Annotated in this window: 13 protein-coding genes; 7 read left to right on the top strand and 6 right to left on the bottom strand. The window is 71.3% G+C overall.

Annotated features, from left to right (window positions below; translation table 11 throughout):
- The first annotated feature begins 91 nt into the window (after positions 1-91).
- From CAL24_RS14665 to CAL24_RS24040, 4 genes are all read left to right on the top strand, one after another.
- Positions 92-403, top strand: coding sequence for a hypothetical protein (locus CAL24_RS14665; protein WP_028353999.1), 312 nt, complete (start codon positions 92-94; stop codon positions 401-403).
- A gap of 57 nt (positions 404-460) precedes the next feature.
- Positions 461-1,063 carry an NUDIX domain-containing protein gene (locus tag CAL24_RS14660; protein WP_094807050.1) on the top strand — a complete coding sequence of 201 codons (603 nt, stop codon included), beginning with the start codon at positions 461-463 and terminating at the stop codon, positions 1,061-1,063.
- Positions 1,044-1,289 carry a DUF3820 family protein gene (locus tag CAL24_RS14655; RefSeq protein ID WP_028353997.1) on the top strand — a complete coding sequence of 82 codons (246 nt, stop codon included), beginning with the start codon at positions 1,044-1,046 and terminating at the stop codon, positions 1,287-1,289. The genes CAL24_RS14660 and CAL24_RS14655 overlap by 20 nt, the downstream gene beginning before the upstream one ends.
- Positions 1,290-1,402: 113 nt before the next feature.
- Positions 1,403-10,105: an autotransporter outer membrane beta-barrel domain-containing protein gene (locus CAL24_RS24040; RefSeq protein WP_141218088.1), complete on the top strand. Its 8,703-nt coding sequence runs from the start codon at positions 1,403-1,405 to the stop codon at positions 10,103-10,105.
- A gap of 20 nt (positions 10,106-10,125) precedes the next feature.
- Here CAL24_RS24040 and CAL24_RS14645 read toward each other — a convergent pair whose 3' ends face one another.
- Together CAL24_RS14645 and CAL24_RS14640 are read right to left on the bottom strand one after the other, a co-directional pair.
- Positions 10,126-11,292 carry a hypothetical protein gene (locus CAL24_RS14645; protein WP_094807049.1) on the bottom strand — a complete coding sequence of 389 codons (1,167 nt, stop codon included), beginning with the start codon at positions 11,290-11,292 and terminating at the stop codon, positions 10,126-10,128.
- A gap of 14 nt (positions 11,293-11,306) precedes the next feature.
- The gene (locus CAL24_RS14640; RefSeq protein WP_028353995.1) at positions 11,307-12,035 is read right to left on the bottom strand and encodes a helix-turn-helix domain-containing protein; all 729 of its coding nucleotides are present in this window, start codon (positions 12,033-12,035) and stop codon (positions 11,307-11,309) included.
- Positions 12,036-12,334: 299 nt separating this feature from the next.
- Between CAL24_RS14640 and clpB the strand changes: the two genes are divergently transcribed.
- A complete protein-coding gene (gene clpB / locus CAL24_RS14635) occupies positions 12,335-14,929 on the top strand; it encodes an ATP-dependent chaperone ClpB (RefSeq protein ID WP_094807048.1) in 2,595 nt (864 codons plus the stop codon).
- On the opposite strand, the gene CAL24_RS14630 is transcribed toward clpB, so the two are convergent.
- Positions 14,910-15,893, bottom strand: coding sequence for a LysR family transcriptional regulator (locus CAL24_RS14630; protein ID WP_094807280.1), 984 nt, complete (start codon positions 15,891-15,893; stop codon positions 14,910-14,912). The genes clpB and CAL24_RS14630 overlap by 20 nt on opposite strands.
- Before the next feature lie 124 nt (positions 15,894-16,017).
- Here CAL24_RS14630 and CAL24_RS14625 point away from each other — a divergent pair, with 124 nt between their 5' ends.
- A complete protein-coding gene (locus CAL24_RS14625; RefSeq protein WP_028353992.1) occupies positions 16,018-17,487 on the top strand; it encodes an N-acyl-D-amino-acid deacylase family protein in 1,470 nt (489 codons plus the stop codon).
- A gap of 2 nt (positions 17,488-17,489) precedes the next feature.
- Entirely contained in the window at positions 17,490-18,446 is a 957-nt protein-coding gene (locus tag CAL24_RS14620) for a tripartite tricarboxylate transporter substrate binding protein BugE (protein ID WP_094807047.1), read from the top strand.
- A 22-nt stretch (positions 18,447-18,468) separates the two neighbouring features.
- On the opposite strand, the gene CAL24_RS14615 is transcribed toward CAL24_RS14620, so the two are convergent.
- The 3 genes from CAL24_RS14615 to CAL24_RS14605 are packed head-to-tail and all read right to left on the bottom strand — an operon-like array spanning position 18,469 to position 21,744.
- Positions 18,469-19,839 carry a sulfite reductase subunit alpha gene (locus CAL24_RS14615; protein WP_094807046.1) on the bottom strand — a complete coding sequence of 457 codons (1,371 nt, stop codon included), beginning with the start codon at positions 19,837-19,839 and terminating at the stop codon, positions 18,469-18,471.
- Positions 19,840-19,846: 7 nt separating this feature from the next.
- Complete coding sequence (locus CAL24_RS14610; protein ID WP_094807045.1) at positions 19,847-20,890, bottom strand: FAD:protein FMN transferase; 1,044 nt, start codon at positions 20,888-20,890, stop codon at positions 19,847-19,849.
- Positions 20,891-20,943: 53 nt separating this feature from the next.
- Positions 20,944-21,744 (bottom strand): DUF4198 domain-containing protein, encoded by an 801-nt coding sequence (locus CAL24_RS14605; RefSeq protein ID WP_094807044.1) that lies wholly within the window; start codon positions 21,742-21,744, stop codon positions 20,944-20,946.
- Positions 21,745-21,759: the final 15 nt, after the last annotated feature.

The following is a 21,759-nucleotide window of genomic DNA, read 5'->3' as shown; positions in this document are numbered from 1 at the left end:
GGCACCATCGCGGGCCGGCGCGACGTTACGATACCGGCTGGCATGGGCGCCCGGTCCGGCGTCCGCCAGAGACCTACGAGGAAGCATCGTCATGAAGATATTCGCGATTTCCGGCCTTGCCCTGGCATGCCTGCTGGGCCCGCTGGGCGCGGCCCAGGCGCAGCCGGCGCAGGAATACTCGTTCCCCTCGACCGACGGCAGCAAGTCGCCGCCGTCGACGCTGCGCATCACCGAGCAGGCGCAGCCCGGCGCGGCGCCCGCCGTGCGCGATACGCCGCAAAGCATCGAGCAATACCAGCGCTGCCGCAACAAGGTCGATCGCGAAGCCATCGGCAACGAGCAGCTGCAGATCGGCGTGGCCGCCTGCCTGAAGGACCTCGAGGCGCGCCGCGGCCAGCAGTAGCCGGGCCGGCGCGAATGGTAAGCTGGCCGGCTGATTCCACTGCCGGCCGCACATGCCATGATCGAACCCGACGAAGACGCGCACCTGATCGAGACCCTGGTCGAGAGCCAGACCCTGTTCGAGGGCACTTTCCTGAAGGCGCGCCGCGACACCGTGCGGCTGCCCGACGGCCGCCTGGGCCAGCGCGAGTACATCCTGCATCCCGGCGCGGTGGTCGTGATCCCGCTGCTGGACGACGGGCGGGTGCTGCTGGAGCGCCAGTACCGGCACCCCATGGGCCGCGTCATGACCGAATTCCCCGCCGGCAAGCTGGATCCGGGCGAAGACCCGCTGGCCTGCGCCCGCCGCGAGCTGCTCGAGGAAACCGGCTACACGGCCCGCCAGTGGGCGAAGGCGGGCGCCATGCACCTGGCGATCTCGTATTCCACCGAGGTCATCCACATTTTCTTCGCCCGCGGCCTGGTCGCCGGCGCGGCCCGGCTGGACCAGGACGAATTCCTCGACACGCACGCGGCCATCCCGCACGACCTGTACGAGGCGTGCCGCGCCGGCCTGGTCACCGATTCCAAGACGCTGGCCTGCACGCTGTGGCTGCAGAACGTGCTGCAAAATGGCTGGCCGCTCGACTGGCAGGACGTCGATGAACCCGCGCGACCTTGAACTGCTGGTCAGCCGCGAAATGCCCTACGGCAAGTACCAGGGCCGGCTCATCGCCGACCTGCCCGGGCCGTACCTGGCCTGGTTCGCGCGCAAGGGCTTCCCGCCGGGGGAAATCGGCCGGCTGCTGGCGCTGATGCACGAACTGGACCACAACGGCCTGGCCGGGCTGTTGCAGCCGCTGCGCCAGCCCGGGGGTTCCGGTTCGCCCCGGCGCAGCGGCGCATGATGCCGCGCCGAAGCATTTCGTCGAACAAAACGGGCATTTCATCGAAAAATTGCGCAACAAATGATGCGGCGTAGGTAGATTCAGGGCGGATATTCTTCTGATGGGGATCCGCAATGAGCCGATATTCCGCGCACGACAAGACGCGCAGCGTGTGGCATGCCTCCATGCTGGCAGGGGCGTTGTCAGCCGGCACCCTGGCCCCCTCCGGCGCGGCGGCTTGCGAGGACCCCGGGGCGCTCTGCGTCACGCTCGACAATGGGCAGGTGTACACAGAGGCGCAGGGCCTGTCGACCGCCGGCCAGAATGACCAGGAGCCCGCGCACAACGGCAGCAATGTGGAAATGGATGCCCAGGGCGCGATATTCAACCTGGATCCGGCCGCCTCCGGCGGCACCGCGAACGACTGGCGCGGCGTCATGTACATGCAGTCGACCGGCGGCAGCGGGCATGACGACAATGCGGCTGGTTCCGGCGGGGCCGTCACCATGACCAGCGGCAGCGAAGTGAACCTGGTGGTGGGCAACGGCAGCCCGCAGACGGCCGCGGTGATGTTCGCCCAGAGCATCGGCGGCAGCGGCTCGACCGACAACAAGAACAACGATTCGAACGGGGGCAACGGCGGCGGCGCCGGCCCGGTGCAGGTCACCATTTCCGCGCAGGCCGATTTCCACGTCGCGGGCGTCATCAGCCAGGACATGTCGGGGGTGTTCGCGAACGCCACCGGCGGAACGGGCGGTCACCAGAATTCCGGCGCCATCGACGATCAACGGGGCGGCACCGGCGGCGCGGGCGGCCTGGTGGCCGTCAGCAACAGCGGCTCCCTCATTTTCATGGGGGACTCGATCGCCGGCGGGGGCAGCGGCGCGCTGCAGATCACCAACGGCAGCATGGTGTCGGCGCTGCGCGCCGAATCCAAGTCCGGGGCCGGCGGGCAGTACAACGGCAATGCGGGCACGGCTGGCTCCGTGACGGTCGAGCATACGGGCGGCTTGCTCAAGATCGCGGCCGAGGCGGATTCCGGTTCCTCCGTGTACGGCATCCGGGCCTTGTCCGAAGGCGCCGCCGGGTTCGATTCCCAGGACGATTCGGACCCCGGCGGCAGCGGCGGCACCGGCGGCCCTGTCACGGTAAATGTCTCCAGCGATATCGACATCGATGTGAGCGGAGCCAGCGGCGCGGCGATCCTGGCGCGCTCGGCCGGCGGCCAGGGCGGCAAGGGCCCGGAAGGCAATACCGGCGGCACCGGCGGGCAGGCGGGCGCGGTCGAGGTTCATCTGCTGGCGCCCACGACGCAGGCCGGCTACACCTTGAGCACCACCGGCGACTCCACCTTCGGCGTGCTGGCCATGTCGCGCGGCGGCTTCGGCGGCGATGGCGATTCGGCCGGCGGAGTCGTCGGGGAGGCGGGCGGCGGCGGCGTCGGCGGCAAGGCCGGCACGGTGAACGTCACCACGGACGCGGGCGCATCCATTGTCACCTCGGGGCATTTTTCCAGCGGGGTGGTGGCCTGGTCGCTCGGCGGCGGCGGCGGCGCCGGCGGCGATTTCGTCGACGTGCTGGGCGGGGCCGGCGGCAATGGCGGCCAGGGCGGCGACGCGGGCGCGGTGACCGTCAACCAGGCCGGGCATATCGTCACCTCGGGAGACTTCGCCTACGGGCTGGACGCACAGTCGATTTCCGGGGGAGGCGGCGCGGGCGGCGTGGCCGACGGGCTGGTCGTCCAGGTGGGCGGTGACGGCGGCATCGGCGGCAACACCGGCACCGTTACCGTGACGAATACCGGCACGATCCAGACCTCCGGCTACGGCGCGTCCGGCATCGTGGCCATGTCGGTGGCCGGCGGCGGCGGCAATGCGGGGGCGGCGGGCGGCGCCATCTCGGTCGGCGGCAATCCGGGCAGCCAGGTCGAGACCAGTGGCGCGGGGGTGACGGTGCAGAATCTCGGCACCATCACGACCTCGGGCGACGCCGCCGTCGGGATCAGCGCGCAGTCGATCGGCGGCGGCGGCGGCAATGCCGGCGGCTCGGCCGGGATATTCAGCGTGGGCGGCCAAGGCGCGGCCGGCGGCAACGGCGGCACGCTGGATTTCGCCGGCGAGCTGGGCGCCATTACCACCGCGGGCGCTTTTTCGTACGGCATCCTGGCGCAGTCGATCGGCGGCGGCGGCGGCAACGGCGGCGACGTGCTCGATGTCGACGCGGGGGTCGCTTTCGGCATAGGCGGCGCCGGCGGCGCGGCGGGCAATGGCGGCGACATCCTGTTCAGCGGCGCGGCGCCGGCCACCATCCAGACGGGCGGCTTGCATGCCCACGGCATTCTCGCGCAATCGATCGGCGGCGGCGGCGGGGCGGGCGGCGCGGTCGCCAGCGCCGGCCTGAATGCCCTGACCATGTCGGTGGGCGGGTCGGGCAGCCATGGCGGTTCGGGCGGCCACGTGAATTTCGGCTGGCAGAATCTCGACATCCGCACCGCGGGCAGCGGCGCCCGCGGCATCATGCTGCAGTCGATCGGCGGCGGTGGCGGCGCGGGCGGCGGCGTGCGCGCCGATTCGGTCGCCCTCGGCTTGTCGATTTCCGCCGACGTCGGCGGCAAGGGCGGCGCGGGCGGCGCCGGCGGCGACATCTCCGCCACCATCGGCTCGTCGAGCATCACTACCGGCTCGGCCGACGCATCCGGCAGCGACGCCGTCGGCATCCTGGCGCAGTCCATCGGCGGCGGCGGAGGCTCGGGCGGCAATGTGGTGGACCAGGGGTTGATCCTCGGGCTGCCCATTCCCGTGGACGAAGAAACCTCGGTCGACATTGACCTGGGCGTGGCGGTGGGCGGGTCCGGCGGCAGCGGGTCCGGAGCCGGCCAAGTGCAATTGACGGTGTCCGACACCGACGTCACCACTTATGGCCAGTTTTCCCATGGCATCTATGCCCAGTCGGTGGGCGGCGGTGGCGGCGATGGCGGCTCGGCCTCGATTTACTCGCTGGCGGCGGCCGACGATGCCACCTCCGTGAATCTGCAGGCGGTGGCCGCGGTGGGCGGCCAATGCCGCAGCGGCAGCCAGTGCGCCGGCGGCGACGGTGGCGGCGCGGCGGTGACGCTCGGCTCCAGCGCCACGCCCGTCACCGCATCGACCCTGCTGGCTACCCATGGCGATTATTCGCATGGCGTGCTGGTGCAGTCCGTTGGCGGCGGCGGCGGCGACGGCGGCACCGCCGACACCTACGCGTTCACCCTCGACACCACGCTCAATATCAACGCCGCCGTGCAGGTGGGCGGGCAGGGCGGTTCCGGCGGACACGGCGGGTCCAGCCAGGCCACGGCTTATTACGACGCCGCGATCGTCACCGACGGCGCCGGGTCCAAGGGTATCCTGGCGCAGTCGATCGGTGGCGGCGGGGGCACTGGCCAGGGCACCAGCGCCTCGCTGGGCGCAAGCGGCTCGGTCGGCGACGTCAAGTTGCCATCGGCATCCGTCAGCGTGGGCGTAGGCATGACGGGCGGCACGGGCGGCACCGGCGGCGCCGCCTCGGTGGCGAACTACGGCCTGGTCCAGACCTCGGGGCGCGACGGCGACGGCATCGTTGTGCAGTCCATCGGCGGCGGCGGCGGCCTGGGCGGCTCGATGGGCGCCGACGATGGCGATACGCTCGATGTGGTGTCCAACGCGATTCGTACCCTGAATGCGCGCGAGCAGCAGTACAGCCCGGTGGCGTTCAGCGGCTCGCTCAATGTGCAGGTCGGCGGCAAGGGCGGCTCCGGCGGCGTGGGCGGCTCGGCCTCCGCGACGCACTACGGCTCCATCCTGACCAGCGGCGATTATGCCGACGGCATCGTCGTGCAATCGATCGGCGGCGGCGGCGGGGCCGGCGGCGCCAGCACGTCCGGCACCAGCATCCAGAGCGTGGCCGCCAATGTGTCGGTCGGCGGCGCCGGCGGCTCGGGAGGCACGGGCGGCGCGGTCGAGATCTGGCTGGCGGACCAGTCGGTCGTGCAGACCCAGGGCTATGCCGCCTACGGCGTGCTCGGCCAGTCGATTGGCGGCGGCGGCGGCCAGGGCGGCACTGGTACCCTGGCCACGCGCGCAATTGTCAGCATCGGTGCCGGTATCGGCGGCGGCGGCGGCGAGGGCAGCGCGGGCGGCACGGTCAAGTTCACTTCCCGGCAGGACACCGGCAACAGCGGCGGCGTGTATACCTATGGCGACCAGGCCCACGGCGTGGTCCTGCAATCCATCGGCGGCGGCGGCGGAGCCGGCGGCACGGCCCAGGGCGGCGGCGGCGAGACATCGATGCTGACGTTCCAGGCGGACTTGCTGGTGGGCGGCGCGGGCGGCAACGGCGGCGATGGCGGCACCGTCGGCGTGTGCAGCGACGGCAATTGCGCCGCGACCCGCATCCAGACCGTCGGGGATTACGCCACTGGCATGCTGGCGCAGTCCATCGGCGGCGGCGGCGGGTTGGGCGGCCTCGGCGATCCGGCCCGCACCAAGGCGGGCGCCAATTATTCGGTGGACCTCAGCGTTGGCGGCGCGGGCGGCGATGGCGGCGCCGGTGGGCTGGCCTCCGTGCAGGGCCAATACCTCATCGCCACTTATGGAGACTTCTCGGCCGGCGTGATCGTGCAGTCCATCGGCGGCGGCGGCGGCCTGGCCAGTTCGGCGAGTTCCACTTCCCTCGCCCAGGTGCACAAGGGCGTGTATTCGCTCACGCTGGGCGGCTCGGCCGGCGCGGGCGGCGACGGCGGCGGAGTGTCGGTGTCGACCGGCGGCCAGACCGCGACCCACGGCGACTGGTCGCACGCCCTGGTGGCGCAGTCCATCGGCGGCGGTGGGGGGATCGCCGGCACCAGCCTGCATCAAGAGCCGCTGGCCGCGGCCCCGCTGGACGAAATCGCCCATGCGGTCACGGTGGGCGGCGGGCAGGGCTCCGACCGGGTCAGCGGCAGCAGCGTCAATCCCGATTCGCATGCCGCGGTCAGCGTGATGAGCAACGGCAAGCTGCTTACCCAGGGACGCTGGTCGGTCGGGCTGCTGGCCCAGTCGATCGGCGGCGGCGGCGGTACCGGGCATGGCGGCCTGGCGGCCAACCCCTCCGGCACGTGCGCCCCTGGCAGCAGCGGTTCCGGATGCCTGGGCAGCAAGATCAGCGTGGGCGCCGGGGGCAATGCGAGCGGCAATGGCGCCGCCGTCGATGTCACCCTGCAGGCCAATGAGGGCAGCGGCATCCAGACCGCCGCGGCCGGCGCCTATGGCGTGCTGGCGCAATCGATCGGGGCCGGCGGCGGGCTGGGCACCGGCGTGGCCGCCGACTCGGCCGTCGCCATCCAGGTAGGCGGCTGGATCAATCCCCAGGCGTCCGACAGCGTCGGCGGCAACGGCGGCGTGATCGACCTGCAAGCGCAGGCCCAGTCTGTCTATACGGCGGGGGCGGACGCGGCGGGCCTGGTCGCGCAGTCGATCGGCGGCGGCGGCGGCGTGGGCGGCGTCCTGGCCCTCGATGGCCACGACCTGACCGACCTCGACATGGTGGTGGGCGGGGCGCTGGAGGGCGTGGGCAACGGCGTCACGCTGAGCACGGATCAAGGCCTGGTGGTCGCCACCCAGGGCGAGCGCGCCTATGGCGTGGTGGCCCAGTCGATCGGCGGCGGCGGCGGGATCGGCGTGGCCGGTGCCCCGACCGGCGTCGTCGATGTGCAGTTGGGCGGCAGCCATGCGTCGGCCACGCCGGGCTCCGGCGGCCAGATCGACCTGCAGGCGGACGGCATCATCCAGACAGCGGGCGCCGGCGCCGATGGCCTGGTGGTGCAGAGCATCGGCGGCGGCGGCGGGCTGGCGGGGGTGGCTGGCGGGCCGGCATCGGTCGGTTCCACGACCCTCACCTTGGGCAGCATGGCGGCGTCAGGCAATGGCGGCGCCATCGGGACGGCCAGCGACCCGGCCCGCATCGCCGCGCATGTCAGCACCGACGGCGATTTCGCCGACGGGGTCGTCGTGCAATCGATCGGCGGCGGAGGCGGCCTGGGCGGCATATTCGCGGCGGCGCCCGGCTCGTCCGACACGACCGTGCAGCTGGGCGGGGCCGACCAGGCGGCCGCCAGCGCCGGCGGCGCCATCACGCTGGTGCTGGACGACAGCAATGACGGCAGTTCGTCGAACACCGCCGGCTATGGCGCGCACGCCATGGTCCTGCAATCGATCGGCGGCGGCGGCGGCATGGCGACGGCGGGCCCGGCCACGATGACGAACATCCACGTAGGCAACGGTTGGGGCGACGGCGGGTCGATCGATATGCTGGCCGCCAGCTGGGCGGCGCTGTCGACCGCGGGCGACGATGCCCATGCCCTGATCGCGCAATCGATCGGCGGTGGCGGCGGCATCGTCACCATGGCGGCCGGCAATGCGGCATCGTCGGTCAACCTGGCCCTGAACGGCGCCGAGGGCAATTCGGGCAGTGGCGGAACGGTCACGTTGAACACGGGCGGCATGATCCAGACGGCCGGCGCGCGTTCCATCGGCATCATCGCCCAGTCCATCGGCGGCGGCGGCGGCCTGGCGACGGCGGGCCCCGCCGACACGCTGGACAGCATCGTGCTCGGCTACAACTCCCCGGCGGTTGGCCATGGCGCGGCCGTCGCCGTGACGCTGTCCAACGGCACCCTGCATACGCATGGCGCGGGCGCTCATGGCATTGTCGCCCAGTCGATCGGTGGCGGCGGCGGCATTGTCGGCGATATCAGCCAGGCGATTAACCCGAACAGCAGCGGCGTGGCGTCCAGCACCGGCAATGTCGATGGCGGCAACGGCGGCACGGTCGCGGTGGCCATCCAGAGCGGATTCCAGGTGCGGGTCGACGGCGCCAACGCCATCGGCGTCGTGGCGCAGTCTATCGGCGGCAGCGGCGGCCTGAGCGGTTTCCTCGATGGCGGCTTCGCCGGCACCACCAGTCCGGGCACCAGCGGCGGCGCGGTGTCGGACGATGTAACGGTGACCGTGGATGGCACCGTGGCGGCGACCGGCGACGGCGGCATCGGCATCCTGGCGCAGAGCGTCGGGCCGGGAGGCACCGGCAGCATCAAGGTCAACGTCAACAACACGGTGCAGGGCGGGTCGGGCGACGGCGTCGGCATCTGGGTCATGAATGGCAACGCGAATGTGGTCGACATCCAGGAAGGCGCGCTCGTGTCGGCGCTGTCCAATACCGCGGTGCGCTACGACCCGTACGCGACCTCGGTCAGTCCCATCGTCAGCAACGCGGGCCAGGTCGCGGGCGATGTAGTGATGAGCGCGGATGTCGCGGTGGCGCCATCCGCGTATGCCACGCTCGACAATCGCCGCACGGGGGTGTTGTCGGACGCGCTCCTCTACCAGGCTCACGTCGACAATGCCGGACTGCTGCAGGTAGGGCGCAGCGGCAGGTATGACCGCCTTACCGTGGCCGGCGATTTTTCCCAGTCGGACAGCGGCGTGCTGCGCAGCGAAGTGGATTTCGCGCAGATGCGCGCCGCCCGCATGGTGGTGCAGGGCGACGCGCGGCTCGGCGGGGTGGTCGATGCCGCGCCCGTCAGCCTGCTGCCCGGCCGCGAGCTTACCGTGCTGCGCGTCGAGGGCGCGGCCTCCGGCATGCCCGAGGCCTACGACTCGCCGGTATTCGACTATGACCTGCGCAAGGCGGGCCAGGACTACCGGATCAGCGTCGGCGGCGCCGACTTCAACGCGACCGCCATGGGCCTGGAAGGCAACCAGAGCCGCATCGCGGACCATCTGCAGCACAGCTGGGATGCCGGCGGCAGCGCGGCGCTCGCGCCGCTGTTCGCCAGCCTTGACCAGGCTTCCCGGCAGGGCGGCAGCGCCTACAGCGACCGCCTGTCGGACCTGTCGCCCGGCGTGACGCTGGCGCCGGCCGCGCAGATGGCGGCGGGCATGACGCGCTTTACCAGCAACATGATGTCGTGCCCGGCGATGGACGGCGGCGACACCCAGGGACGTGAGCGCGATTGCGTCTGGGGCCAGGCGTCCACGCGGCGCACCGACCAGGACGCGCACGACGGATATTCCGGCTTTTCCTACAACAGCACCACGTACCAGGCCGGCGGCCAGTTCGAGTTCCGTCCCGACTGGTTCATCGGCGCATCCGTCGCCTACCAGAACAGTCACCTGCGCGGCAGCGACGGGCGCGCCAGCGGCAGCGGCGATGCCGGGTACGTCGGCGTGGTGCTCAAGCGCCAGGCCGGCCCCTGGGTGTTTTCGGGAAGCCTGGGCGGCGGCTACGCCTCGTACGACATGGAGCGCAACCTGGCGATCGCGGGCTACGAGCCCTCGGCCAGCAGCAGCCCCGATGTCTACAGCCTGGGCGCGCGCCTGCGCGCCGCGCGCCATATCGGCCTGAACCGGCAGTTGTACCTGAAACCCTACGTCGACCTCGACATGCTGTATACGCGCATGTCCGGCTACACCGAGTCCGGCGATGCCCTCAGCCTCGAGGTGGATGGCAGCGACCAGTTCCTGTTCGCGCTGTCGCCGATGCTGGAATTCGGCGGCCGGGTCGACCTGCCGGAAGGCGCCACGCTGCGGCCCTATGCGTACGCGGGCGCCTCCTTCCTGAGCGATGATTCCTGGAACACCGACGTGCGCTTGAGCGGCGCGCCGGGCGCCGCCGGCACCTTCAATGCCGCGCTGCCGGGCGACAGCGTCATCGGCCGCTTCGGCGTGGGCATGCAGGTCAACACCCGTTCGGGGCTGGATTTCCGCCTGCAATACGACGGCGAAGCCTCCAGCAAGGCGACCAGCCACGCCGGGCAGCTCAAGGTGATGTACCGGTTCTGAGAGCCGGCGCCCGCGCGGGACTAGCGCGCGGGCGCGCGGTCGACCGGCTGGCAGGCCGCCGCATCGGTCGCGGTGCGCGCGGCGTCGCCCAGCAGGGCGCGCGTGCCGCACAGCGAGCCGAACATGGCGGCGCTTTCGTGGCCGACGCCCATCACCTGCTGGTGCTCGTGCGCCAGCGTGACGCGGCGCGCGCCGCGCCCGGCCAGCAGCAGGTCGTAGCGCACGTAGCCCAGGCCGCGCGACAGCCGCGTGGCGCCCTGGGCTTCGGCGCCGCAGCGCTTGTCGAGCCCGTGGTCCTCGGGGTTGGTGTCGGCGCTGCCGAGCAGGTACACCACGTCGCGCGCCGCATAGCGCACGTACAGGCCGGCCGGGTCCTGGCCGGCCGCGTAGGCGGGCAACTGCTGCGGCCCGTACGGATACTGGTTGTAGGTCGGGCAGATGCCGCGCTCGTACGGGGCGTAGCCGGAACCCGCGCGGCGCGGCCGCTCATTGGTCAGGTACAGGTAGGACGGCGCGTTGGCGATGACGTAGCGCAGCCCCAGGCCGGCCCGGCGCACCTGGCCGTCGATGTCGTTGAGCACGGCGTAGCGCTGCAGCAGCTGCGCGCCGCCGCCATGGCCGGCCACGACGATGTCGGACAGCGCCGGCAGGCGCTCGCGTTCGGCCAGCCAGCGCAGTATGTCGTCCAGCACCCGGAAGGCGCTGACCGGCGCGGGCCGTCCGGACGCGCGCACGCTGTCGGCGCCGTTTTCCCAGCTGTTGCGGCGCCAGGCCGGGCGGCCGGCGAAGGCCGCGTCGATGGGGGCGGGGAATTCCAGCGCCAGGATCAGCGTGTCGGCCCGGCGCGCCGGGTCGCGCTCGACCAGCGCGGCGATGTCCTGGTAGTGGCGGCTGGCGTCGCGGCGGGCGCTGTGCAGCACGACGATGGCGCGCCGCACCGTGTCCAGTTTGCCGGCCAGCTTGCGGTTGGCATATACCGGCATGCGGTAGCGCTGGTCCTCCGGGCCCAGGGCGAGATCCTGCCAGGGCGGCGCGGGGCGCGGGGCGCGCGGCAGCGGCTCGTCGTAGTTGTAGGGAGGCGGCAGCGGGGTCTGGGCGCGGGCCATGCCCGACGAACCGGCCAGGGCCATGGCCAGCCCGGCCGCCACCCACGTACGCGAACGCAGGCGGGGACGGCGGGTACGCATGGGCGGCGCGACGCTCAGCAGTGTTCCTGGCCCAGCAATTGCTTCAGGGCCGGTACGTCGATCAAACGAACTTCACGTTGATTGATGCGGATCAAACCTTCGCGTGCAAAACGCGAGAACAGGCGGCTGGCCGTTTCCAGGGTGAGGCCCAGGTAGTTGCCGATTTCCTCGCGGCTCATGCGCAGCACGAACTCGGTGGAGGAGTAGCCCAGCGCCGCGTAGCGCTGCGACAGGTTCAGCAGGAAGGCCGCCAGCCGCTGTTCGGAGCGCATGGCGCCCAGCGAGGCGAGCATCTGGTACGAGCGCCCCAGCTCGCGGCTCATGAGGCGGCGGAACTGGTGCTGCAGCGACGGCAGGTGGCTGGCGACGTGGTCGATCTGCGACAGGCGGATGACGCAGACCTCGGAGTCTTCCATGGCCAGCGCGGTGGAGATGTGCTTGCCCTCGAGCATGCCGTCCAGGCCCACCACTTCGCCGGGCAGGTGGAACCCGGTGATCTGGACGTGGCCGGCCGCGTCCTCGATCTGGGTCTTCATGCTGCCGTAGCGCAGGCTGTAGACCGCGTCGAGCGGGTCTTGCAGGGTGTAGAGGGATTTGCCCTTCTCGACCCGCACGCGCTCTTGCACGAGCTCGTCGAGCTGCTCGACCTCGTTGGCGGCCATGCCGACGGGGATGCAGACGTGGCCGAGCATGCAGGTGGAGCAGTGGGGCGAATCCGGCGGCAGGGGGACTCGTTTTTGCATGATTTACCTTATGTTGCTCAAGCCCTGATGCGAGCCGGTGCTTGGCAGCAAATGAACAAGAAACCCTATTGTATTCCCTGGCGGAGATGATGCCGAACCGCTGCCGGGGCCGGGCCGGCGCGCGCGGCGGGGCGCGCGGTGGCGGCGGCGGTGCGAACGGTCTATGCTGGCGGTACAGGCCCGCGCCTCGTCCAGGCGGTCGCCAGGTCTTGAAAAACCCCTGTCGCGTCTGCACATTCAGGTCATCGAGCCCGCCGCGCAGCAGCCGGTCAGGCTCCCCATCAAGCCTTGCGACCACTATGCGATTCGACAAACTCACGACCAAATTCCAACAGGCGCTGGCCGACGCGCAAAGCCTGGCCGGCCGCAACGACCACCCCTATATCGAGCCCGTCCACGTGCTGGCGGCACTGCTCGGCGACCCCGACAGCGGCGCCTCCAGCCTACTGGCGCGCGCCGGCGTCGCCGTCAATCGGGTCGGGCCCGCGCTCGATTCGGCGCTGAAATCCCTGCCGCAGGTGCAGGGCGGCGAGAACGTCCAGGTCGGCCGCGACCTGCAGGCCGTGCTGACGCGCACCGACAAGGAAGCGGCGCGGCGCGGCGACACCTACATCGCCAGCGAACTGTTCCTGCTGGCGCTGGCCGACGACAAGGGGCCGGCGGGCACCATCCTGCGCGACGCGGGCCTGCAGAAGAAGGCGCTGGAAGCCGCCATCGACGCGGTGCGCGGCGGCGAGAACGTGTCCGCGGCCGAAGGCGAATCCAATCGCGAGGCGCTCGCCAAGTACACCCTTGACCTGACCGACCGCGCCCGCCAGGGCAAGCTCGATCCGGTCATCGGCCGCGACGACGAAATCCGCCGCACCATCCAGATCCTGCAGCGCCGCACCAAGAACAATCCGGTCCTGATCGGCGAGCCCGGCGTGGGCAAGACCGCCATCGTGGAAGGCCTGGCGCAGCGCATCGTCAACGACGAAGTGCCCGAGACCCTGCGCGGCAAGCGCGTGCTGTCGCTCGACCTGGCGGCCCTGCTGGCCGGCGCCAAGTTCCGCGGCGAATTCGAGGAACGCCTGAAGGCGGTGCTCAAAGAGCTGGCGCAGGACGACGGCCAGAACATCGTCTTCATCGACGAGCTGCACACCATGGTGGGCGCCGGCAAGGCCGAGGGCGCCATCGACGCCGGCAACATGCTCAAGCCGGCGCTGGCGCGCGGCGAGCTGCACTGCATCGGCGCGACCACCCTCGACGAATACCGCAAGTACATCGAGAAAGACGCCGCGCTCGAACGCCGCTTCCAGAAGGTGCTGGTCAACGAGCCCGATGTCGAGTCCACCATCGCCATCCTGCGCGGCCTGCAGGAGCGCTACGAGATCCACCACGGCGTCGAGATCACCGACCCGGCCATCGTGGCCGCGGCCGAGCTCTCGCACCGCTACATCACCGACCGCTTCCTGCCCGACAAGGCCATCGACCTGATCGACGAAGCGGCCGCGCGCATCCGCATGGAAATCGACTCCAAGCCGGAAGTGATGGACAAGCTCGACCGCCGCATCATCCAGCTCAAGATCGAGCGCGAGGCGGTGCGCAAGGAAACCGACGACGCCTCCAAGCGGCGCCTGGCCGTCATCGAGGAAGAGCTCGAGAAGCTGCAGCGCGAATACAACGACTACGAGGAAATCTGGAAAGCCGAGAAGGCCGCCGTGCAGGGCACGCAGGCCATCAAGGAAGAGATCGACCGCGTGCGCGCCGAGATGGCCGAGCTGCAGCGCAAGGGCCAGTTCGACAAGCTGGCCGAGCTGCAGTACGGCAAGCTGCCCGAGCTCGAGGCGCGCCTGCAGGCGGCCGATAGCGCCGAGCAGGGCGGCCAGGCCGAGTCCGGCCAGCCGCGCCTGTTGCGCACCCAGGTGGGCGCCGAGGAAATCGCCGAAGTGGTGTCGCGCGCCACCGGCATCCCGGTGGCCAAGATGATGCAGGGCGAGCGCGAGAAGCTGCTGCAGATGGAAGACCACCTGCACAAGCGGGTGGTCGGCCAGGACGAGGCCGTGCGCCTGGTGTCCGACGCCATCCGCCGCTCGCGCGCCGGGCTGGCCGATCCGTCGCGCCCCTACGGTTCGTTCCTGTTCCTGGGCCCGACCGGCGTCGGCAAGACGGAACTCACCCGCGCGCTGGCCGATTTCCTGTTCGATTCCGAAGAGCGCATGATCCGCATCGACATGAGCGAATTCATGGAGAAGCACTCGGTGGCCCGCCTGATCGGCGCGCCGCCCGGATACGTGGGCTACGAGGAAGGCGGCTACCTGACCGAGGCGGTGCGGCGCAAGCCGTACAGCGTGGTGCTGCTCGACGAAGTCGAGAAAGCCCACCCGGACGTCTTCAACGTGCTGCTGCAGGTGCTGGACGACGGCCGCCTGACCGACGGCCAGGGGCGCACCGTGGACTTCCGCAACACGGTCATCGTGATGACCTCCAACCTGGGGTCGCAGCACATCCAGAGCATGACCGGGCAGCCGTACGAGGTGATCAAGGAAGTGGTGTGGGACGAGCTCAAGCAGTCGTTCCGCCCCGAGTTCCTCAACCGCATCGACGAGGTCGTGGTGTTCCACGGACTGGAAGCGCAGCATATCGAATCGATCGCGCGCATCCAGCTCAAGCGCCTGGCCGACCGCCTGGAGCGCCAGGAAATGCGCCTGGAGGTGACCGACGCGGCGCTGGCCGAACTGGCGCGCGCGGGCTTCGATCCGGTGTTCGGCGCGCGGCCCCTGAAGCGCGCCATCCAGCAGCAGATCGAGAACCCGGTCGCCAAGCTGATCCTGGAAGGCGAGTTCGGGCCGCGCGACGTGGTGCCGGTGGACTGGAACGACGGCAAGTTCGTGTTCACGCGGACCCTGCAGTAAGCCCCTGGCCGCGCGGCCCCGGCACCGCCCGGCAGCCGCGCGGCAGCGCCATGTCCGCCACATGGGCGCGCAGGGCCTGCATCAGTTCCTGCGCGGCCGGCGTCAGGGCATGGTCGCGATGCCGTATCAGGCAGAGCGTGCGCACCAGCGTGGGCCCCGCCAGCAGCGCGAAGCGCAGTTGCGGCTCCTGCACGCGCTGCGCCGCCAGGGCCGGCAGCAGCGCCACGCCCAGCCCGGCCTTCACCAGCGCCGCCTGCGAGGTGGTGCTGGAAGCTTCATAAAACGGCGCCGCCGCGGCAATCGGCAGGTCGGCACGGCCGCGCAGCAGCGCCATGATGCCGGTTTCGTCCACCACCCCCACCAGCTTGCGGTCGGCCAGGCTGGTCCAGCGGACGTAGCCGGCCCGGTCCGGCCGCAGCGTTTCATCGTCGGCACGGTACAGCACGCCGAAACGGTCTTCCAGCAAGGCCTCGAAGACCAGGCTGGGCGCATCGGCCCAATGGCTGGTCAGCCCGAAATCGACTTCCTGGCTGGCCACCAGCCGCTGGATGCGTCCGGAGTTGTCGTCGCGCAGATACAGGCGGATGCCGGGCCGGCGCTGCACGAACGCGGCCGCCGCCGGGGCGATGATCTCGGTGATGGCCGACGGGGCCGCCGCCACCGCGACGCGGCCCCGTTCCAGCAGGCCGTAGCGCACCACATCCTCGATAGTGCCGTCGAAATCCGCCAGCAGGCGCACCACGCGGGGCAGGAACTCTTGCCCGATGGGCGTGAGCGCCACGTGCCGGCTGGTGCGGGTGAACAGCTGGATACCCAGCGCGTCCTCGAGCTGGCGCACCAGGCCGGTGATCGACGACTGGGTCTGGAACAGCCGGCGCGCGGCGAGCGTGAAGCTGGCTTCCTGGGCCACCGCGACGAAGGCGGTCAAGTGCTTCAGGGTGACGTGCTTGGGCAGTCGATTGATCATGAATTCAGATTGATGAATAAACTAAAATGATTTTCACAGATTGATATCCCGGACGATACTCGTCGTTTTTCCCAATCAGCAACTGCGCGCGCCGCCCGGCGGCGCGCGGCGGGCGGCAGGCATGGACGACGCAACAATCCTGGATCTGAAAATCACCGGCGGCTGGGTCATCGATGGCAGCGGCGCGGCGCGCCGCCGCGCCGACCTCGGCATCGTGGGCGAACGCATCGCGGCGGTGGGCGACCTGGCGGGCCGGCCGGCCCGCCGCGAACTCGATGCGCGCGGCAAGATCGTGGCCCCCGGCTTCATCGATGTGCACGGCCACGACGATCTCATGTTCGTGGAGCGTCCCGGCCTACCCTGGAAGATTTCACAGGGCATCACCACGGTGGTGGTCGGCAATTGCGGCGTCAGCGGCGCGCCCGCGCCGCGCCCGGGCAACACGGCGGCGGCGCTCGCGCTGCTGGGCGAGACTCCCTTGTTCGCCGACATGGCCAGCTACTTCGAGACACTGCGCGCGCAGCAGCCGATGATCAACGTCGCGGCGCTGGTCGGCCACGCCAACCTGCGGCTGGCCGCCATGGCCGACCCGTCCGGCACGCCGACGGCGCAGGAGCAGGCCGCCATGGAAGCGATGCTGGCCCAGGCGCTCGAAGCGGGGGCGGTGGGTTTCAGCACGGGCCTGGCCTATGAGCCGGGCGGCGCGGCCCGGCCCGCCGAGCTGGAAGGCCTGGCGCGCGTGGCGGCGCGCCACGGCTGCCTGCACACCAGCCACATCCGCAATGAAGGCGACGAAGTCGAAAGCGCGGTGGACGAAGTCCTGCAAGTGGGGCGGGCCACGCAATGCGCCACCGTACTGTCGCATCACAAGTGCATGCTGGCCCGCAACTGGGGCCGCAGCCGCGCCACCCTGGCCAATATCGACCGCGCCCGCGCCGACGGGGTGGCGGTCGCGCTGGACATCTACCCGTACCCGGGCAGCTCCACCATTCTCATCCCCGAGCGGGCCGATCTGATCGACGACATCCGCATCACCTGGTCGACGCCGCACCCCGAGTGCAGCGGCGAGTACCTGAGCGACATCGCCGCGCGCTGGGGCTGCGACAAGACCGAGGCGGCGCGGCGCCTGTCGCCCGCGGGCGCGATCTATTTCGCCATGGACGAGGCCGAGGTGCGGCAGATCTTCCGCCACGAATGCTGCATGGTCGGCTCCGACGGCTTGCCGAACGACGCGCATCCGCATCCCCGCCTATGGGGGTCTTTCACGCGGGTGCTGGGCCGCTACGTGCGCGAGGCGCAGATCGTCAGCCTGGAGCAGGCGGTGGCCAAGATGACGGCCTTGCCCGCCCGGGTGTTCGGCCTGGCCGGCCGCGGCCTGCTGCAGGCCGGCGCCTGGGCCGACGTGGTGGTGTTCGATGCCGACCGCGTGATCGACCGCGCGACCTGGGACGCGCCCACCCAGGCGTCGGACGGCATCGAAGCGGTGCTGGTCAACGGCGTGCAAGTCCACCCCGGACCGCCGCAGGGCCGCCGTCCCGGCCATATCCTGCGGCGCGACACCCAGAATCACAAACCCAAGGAGGAAACATGAAGATGCGCAAGACTCTGCTGGTGCTGGCCCTGCTGGCGGCCGTGCCGGCGGCCCGGGCCGATTTCCCGGACCGCCCCATTACCCTGATCGTGCCGTTCTCGGCCGGCGGCCCGACCGACATCGTCGGCCGCATCGCAGCCGCCAAGGCCGGCGAGATCCTCGGCCAGCAGATCGTGGTCGAGAACCGCACCGGCGCGTCGGGCACGATCGGCATGACCGCCACCGCGCGCGCCAAGCCGGATGGCTATACCGTCGGGCTGGCCACGGTCAGCACCCACGGCACGGCGCCGCACCTGTTCCCCAAGCTGGCCTACGACCCGGTCAAGGACTTCACGCCGATCAGCAATCTGGTCACCAGCCCCAATATCCTCAGCGTCCATCCTTCGTATCCGGCCAAGGACCTGGCGGGCTTCGTCGAGCACGTGCGCGCCCACCCGGACCAGGAAGGCTACGCCAACGCCGGCGCGGGCGGGGTGAACGACCTGGGCATGATCTGGTTCCTGCAGATCATCGGCGGCAAGATGAACAGCATTTCGTATCGCGGCTCGGCGCCCGCGCTGACCGACGCCGTGAGCGGCGTGGTCCCGGTGGTGTTCGACAACTTCCCGTCGTCGCAGGCCTACGTGAAGAGCGGCCACCTGCGCGGCCTGGCCATTACCGGCGCGCAGCGCAATCCGCAGCTGCCGGACGTGCCGACCTTTGCCGAGCAGGGCTACAAGGACTACGACGTGACCGCCTGGTACGGCGTGGTGGGCCCGGCCGGCCTGCCCGCCGAGGTGCGCGACAAGCTGGCCCAGGCGTTTGCCCAGGCGGTGCGCGACCCGGCCACGGCCGCCAAGCTGGCGGAAACCGGCGCGTTCGCGCTGGGCAACAGCCCGGATGAGTTCGGCGCGCAGATCCAGGCCGAGCGGGACCGCTGGGGCGGCGTGATCGCCAAGGCGCAGATCAAGCTGCAATAGGCGCGGCCGGGCGGCGCGCCGCTCAGTACACGTCGCGCCGGTAGCGGTTGTCGCGGCGCAGGGCGGCCAGGCCGTCGGCGCCGAGGATGCGCGCCAGCGCCGCGTCGACGCCCTCGGCCATGCCATGCAGGCTGCCGCAGACATAGATGTCGGCGCCCGCGGCGATCCAGGCCCGCACTGCCTCGGCGGCATCCAGCAGGGCGTGCTGCACATAGCGCCGTTCGGGCGTATCGCGCGAGAACACCGCATCCAGGCGCTGCAGGGCGCCGGCGGCCAGCCAGCCCTGCATTTCGTCGCGATGGAACCAGTCGTGCGCCGCGCTGCGTTCGCCGAACACCAGCCAATTGCGATGCCGGCCCGCCCGGATGCGGGCCTTGAGCAAGGCCCGCAGGCCGGCCAGCCCGGTACCGTTGCCGATCAGCAGCAGCGGACGCGCGTCGGCCGGCGGGTGGAAATTGGGATTGGCGCGCAGCCGCAGGTCGATAAGATCGCCGGGTTGCGCGAGGTGCGTCAGCCAGCCGCTGCCCAGCCCCAGGCCGCCATCGCCGCCGCGCATTTGGCGCACCAGCAGGTGGACCGCGCCATCGGCGGGCAGCGAGGCGACCGAATACTCGCGGTGCGGCAGCAGCGCGCCGCCGCGGGCGTCGCGCGGGCCGATCTCGGCGATATCGCCGGCCTGCCACGCGATGGCCAGGCCCTCGGGTGGTGTCAATTCCAGATGAAAGCAGGGTCCGCCCTGGCTGCCGGGATTGAGCAGGACGCGCCGCGCCAGCCGCCATGGCTGGTAGGCGGGGGTCTCCCAGTCGGGCAGGTCGCCGCGGCCGGCCAGCAGGCCCAGGTGATGCTGCCAGTGCCGCAGCGCCGCCGCATCGGCGTTGTCGACTTCGACGCGGTCGAACAGCGGCGTGGCGCCGCGGCCGCGCAGCCAGGCGTCGAGGCGCCGGCCGAAGCCGCAGAAATGGCGGTAGCCGCTGTCGCCCAGCGCCAGCACGGCGTAGCCCAGCCCGTCGAGCGCGACCGCGCCGTCCGCGCCCATGAGCGTGTCGGCGAAGGCCGCCGCGCTGTCGGGCGGATCGCCTTCGCCATAGGTGCTGGCCACCACCAGCAGGCGGGGATAGGCCCGCAAGGCATGCAGGTCCAGTTGGCCGAGCGCCGCCACGCGCGCCTGCAGGCCGCCCAGCCGCAGCGACTCGGCGGTCTGGCGGGCCAGGGCCTCGGCCTGCCCGGTCTGGCTGGCGTGCGCCACCAGCACGGCGTCGCCGGCGGGGGCGCGCAGTTCGCGCGCCGCCCCCGCCGCCTGCGCGGCGCGCCGGCGGGCCTGGCGCCAGGCCCACAGGCACAGCAACAGCCACGACGCGCAGGCGCAGCAGGCGGCGAGCAGGCGCGCGGTCATCGGCGGCTCACGCGCCCGCCAGCGCGGCGAAGGCGCTGCTGGCGGCCAGCTGCAGCCGGCCGGCAGTGCGCACGATGAACAGCGCCGCCACCTCGTGGCGCTGCGCGTAGGCCAGGCCGTTGCGCTCGCCCAGCACGGTCAGGGCGGTGGCCAGCGCATCGGCCTGCATGCAGGAGCGGTGGACCACTGTCACCGAGGCGACGCCGTTGTCGACCGGCCGCCCGTTGCGCGGATCCAGCGTATGGGCATAGCGGCCGGCGGCGCCTTCGCGGTAGCGCCGGTAATCGCCCGAAGTGGCGATCGCGCAGCCGCGCAGCGCAAGCGCCAGGGCATGATCGGCGCTGCCGTCCGGCACTTCGACCGCCACCCGCCAGGGCTGGCGGTCCGGGCGCGCGCCGCCGGCGCGCAGTTCGCCGCCCACTTCGACCAGATAATCGCGCACGCCCAACTGCTCCAGGGCCTGCGCCGCGCGGTCGACCCCGTGGCCCTTGGCAATGCCGGACAAGTCCAGATAGGCGCCGCCCGGCTGCCAGGCGCGCCGCCCGGCGGCATCCAGCCGCACCCGCCGCCAGCCGCAGCGCTGGCGCAGCGCGTCGAGCACGGCGGCCGACGGCGGCTCGCTGGGGTGCGGCGGCGGGCCGAAGCCCCAGGCGTTGACCAGCGGCCCCACCGTGGGGTCATAGGCGCCCTCCGTGGCGGCGGCCAGCCGCAAGGCATGGTCCAGCACGAACAGGCAGTCGTCGGGCAGCGTTTGCCAGCCGGTCGCCGCGCGGTTGTAGCGCGACAGGTCGGAGCGGTCGTCCCAGGTACTCATCTGCGCGACCACCTGGTCCAGCGCCTGCTGGATGGCGGCGCGCGCGGCCGGCGCGGCCACCCCCGGCGGCAGCGCCAGGCGGGCCGACCAGGTGGTGCCCATGGTCGCGCCCGCCAGCGCGGCCGGCGCCGCGACGGCGACGCCAGGCAGCGCCCCATAGCCAGCCGGCCGCGCGCCGAGGCGGGGCGCGGCGGCCGATCCGGGGCCGGCAGGTGCGTATGAAGGGGTGGCGGGCATGCGGCAAGCGCGCCGGCGCCGCGCGTGTGCGGCGCCGGTGTGCAACGGGGGGATTACGGTTGCAGCACTTCCAGCGTCGCCACGTACGACAGCCGGCGCTTGCTGGCTTGCGGCACGCTGGTCTGGTCGTCTTCGGCGCGGGCCTCCACCCAGTACAGGCCGGGCTGCGGCCACTTGACCGCGAACTTGCCGTCCTGGCCGGTCTGTACTTCGATCTCGCCGATCTGGTCGCGGTAGCGGCTGCCGCCGGGCACGATGGTCATCTGCAGGCCGGCGGCCGGCTGGCCGTCCAGCAGCATCTGGAAGGTGGCGGTCTCGCCCGCGTAGAGGTCGTTGGGATGCGTGACCGGCATCATTTCAAGGCCTTTGCCGGCCGGCTTGATGACGCTGGGCTTGCCCGCCGTGGCGAAGGTCTCCACGCGGCCCATGCTCTGCGAGATTTCCAGGTCCTGCGCCTGCGCGGGTACGGCATTGGCCAGGCCTTCGGGCTTGCCGAAATAGCGCTTGGGCTTGCCATCTTCCTTCCAGCGCGCGAACACGCCGTCGTTGACCACCGCGATGCGATAAGTGCCGGCCTCGGCCAGTTGCAGGTCGAAGGTGCTGCGCAGCTTGCCGCGATTGAGGTTCTCGGCCTGCGCGGGCTGGCCGCCGGGCGCCTGGATCGCCAGGTTGTCGAGGCGCAGCGGCGCGTGGTTGAAATAGAACTTGTCGTTGCCGACGGCGGCGTCCACGGTGATCCAGCTGCCGGTGGCCGACAGCACGGTGGAGGACGGCACCATCCATACGTCGTGGGCGTGGGCCGCGGCAGGCAGGCAGAGCGCCAGGGCGGCGGCGAATCGAACAGCGTTTTTCATCAGTGCTCCGTAGGG

The sequence above is a fragment of the Bordetella genomosp. 2 genome, from assembly GCF_002261345.1.
Classification (GTDB): domain Bacteria; phylum Pseudomonadota; class Gammaproteobacteria; order Burkholderiales; family Burkholderiaceae_B; genus Bordetella_A.
The sequence above is the reverse complement of the archived record's forward strand: the minus strand, read 5'-3'. Positions and strand labels throughout refer to the sequence as shown.

What these genes read in the sequence shown, in the direction of transcription:
- CAL24_RS14610 (WP_094807045.1), bottom strand. Translation starts at nt 20,890, where the DNA reads ATGCCCGCCACCCCTTCATACGCACCTGCCGGCCCCGGATCGGCCGCC.
- CAL24_RS14660 (WP_094807050.1), top strand. Translation starts at nt 461, where the DNA reads ATGATCGAACCCGACGAAGACGCGCACCTGATCGAGACCCTGGTCGAG.
- CAL24_RS14640 (WP_028353995.1), bottom strand. Translation starts at nt 12,035, where the DNA reads ATGCAAAAACGAGTCCCCCTGCCGCCGGATTCGCCCCACTGCTCCACC.
- CAL24_RS14620 (WP_094807047.1), top strand. Translation starts at nt 17,490, where the DNA reads ATGCGCAAGACTCTGCTGGTGCTGGCCCTGCTGGCGGCCGTGCCGGCG.
- CAL24_RS14665 (WP_028353999.1), top strand. Translation starts at nt 92, where the DNA reads ATGAAGATATTCGCGATTTCCGGCCTTGCCCTGGCATGCCTGCTGGGC.
- CAL24_RS24040 (WP_141218088.1), top strand. Translation starts at nt 1,403, where the DNA reads ATGAGCCGATATTCCGCGCACGACAAGACGCGCAGCGTGTGGCATGCC.
- CAL24_RS14655 (WP_028353997.1), top strand. Translation starts at nt 1,044, where the DNA reads ATGAACCCGCGCGACCTTGAACTGCTGGTCAGCCGCGAAATGCCCTAC.
- CAL24_RS14615 (WP_094807046.1), bottom strand. Translation starts at nt 19,839, where the DNA reads ATGACCGCGCGCCTGCTCGCCGCCTGCTGCGCCTGCGCGTCGTGGCTG.
- CAL24_RS14625 (WP_028353992.1), top strand. Translation starts at nt 16,018, where the DNA reads ATGGACGACGCAACAATCCTGGATCTGAAAATCACCGGCGGCTGGGTC.
- clpB (WP_094807048.1), top strand. Translation starts at nt 12,335, where the DNA reads ATGCGATTCGACAAACTCACGACCAAATTCCAACAGGCGCTGGCCGAC.
- CAL24_RS14645 (WP_094807049.1), bottom strand. Translation starts at nt 11,292, where the DNA reads ATGCGTACCCGCCGTCCCCGCCTGCGTTCGCGTACGTGGGTGGCGGCC.
- CAL24_RS14605 (WP_094807044.1), bottom strand. Translation starts at nt 21,744, where the DNA reads ATGAAAAACGCTGTTCGATTCGCCGCCGCCCTGGCGCTCTGCCTGCCT.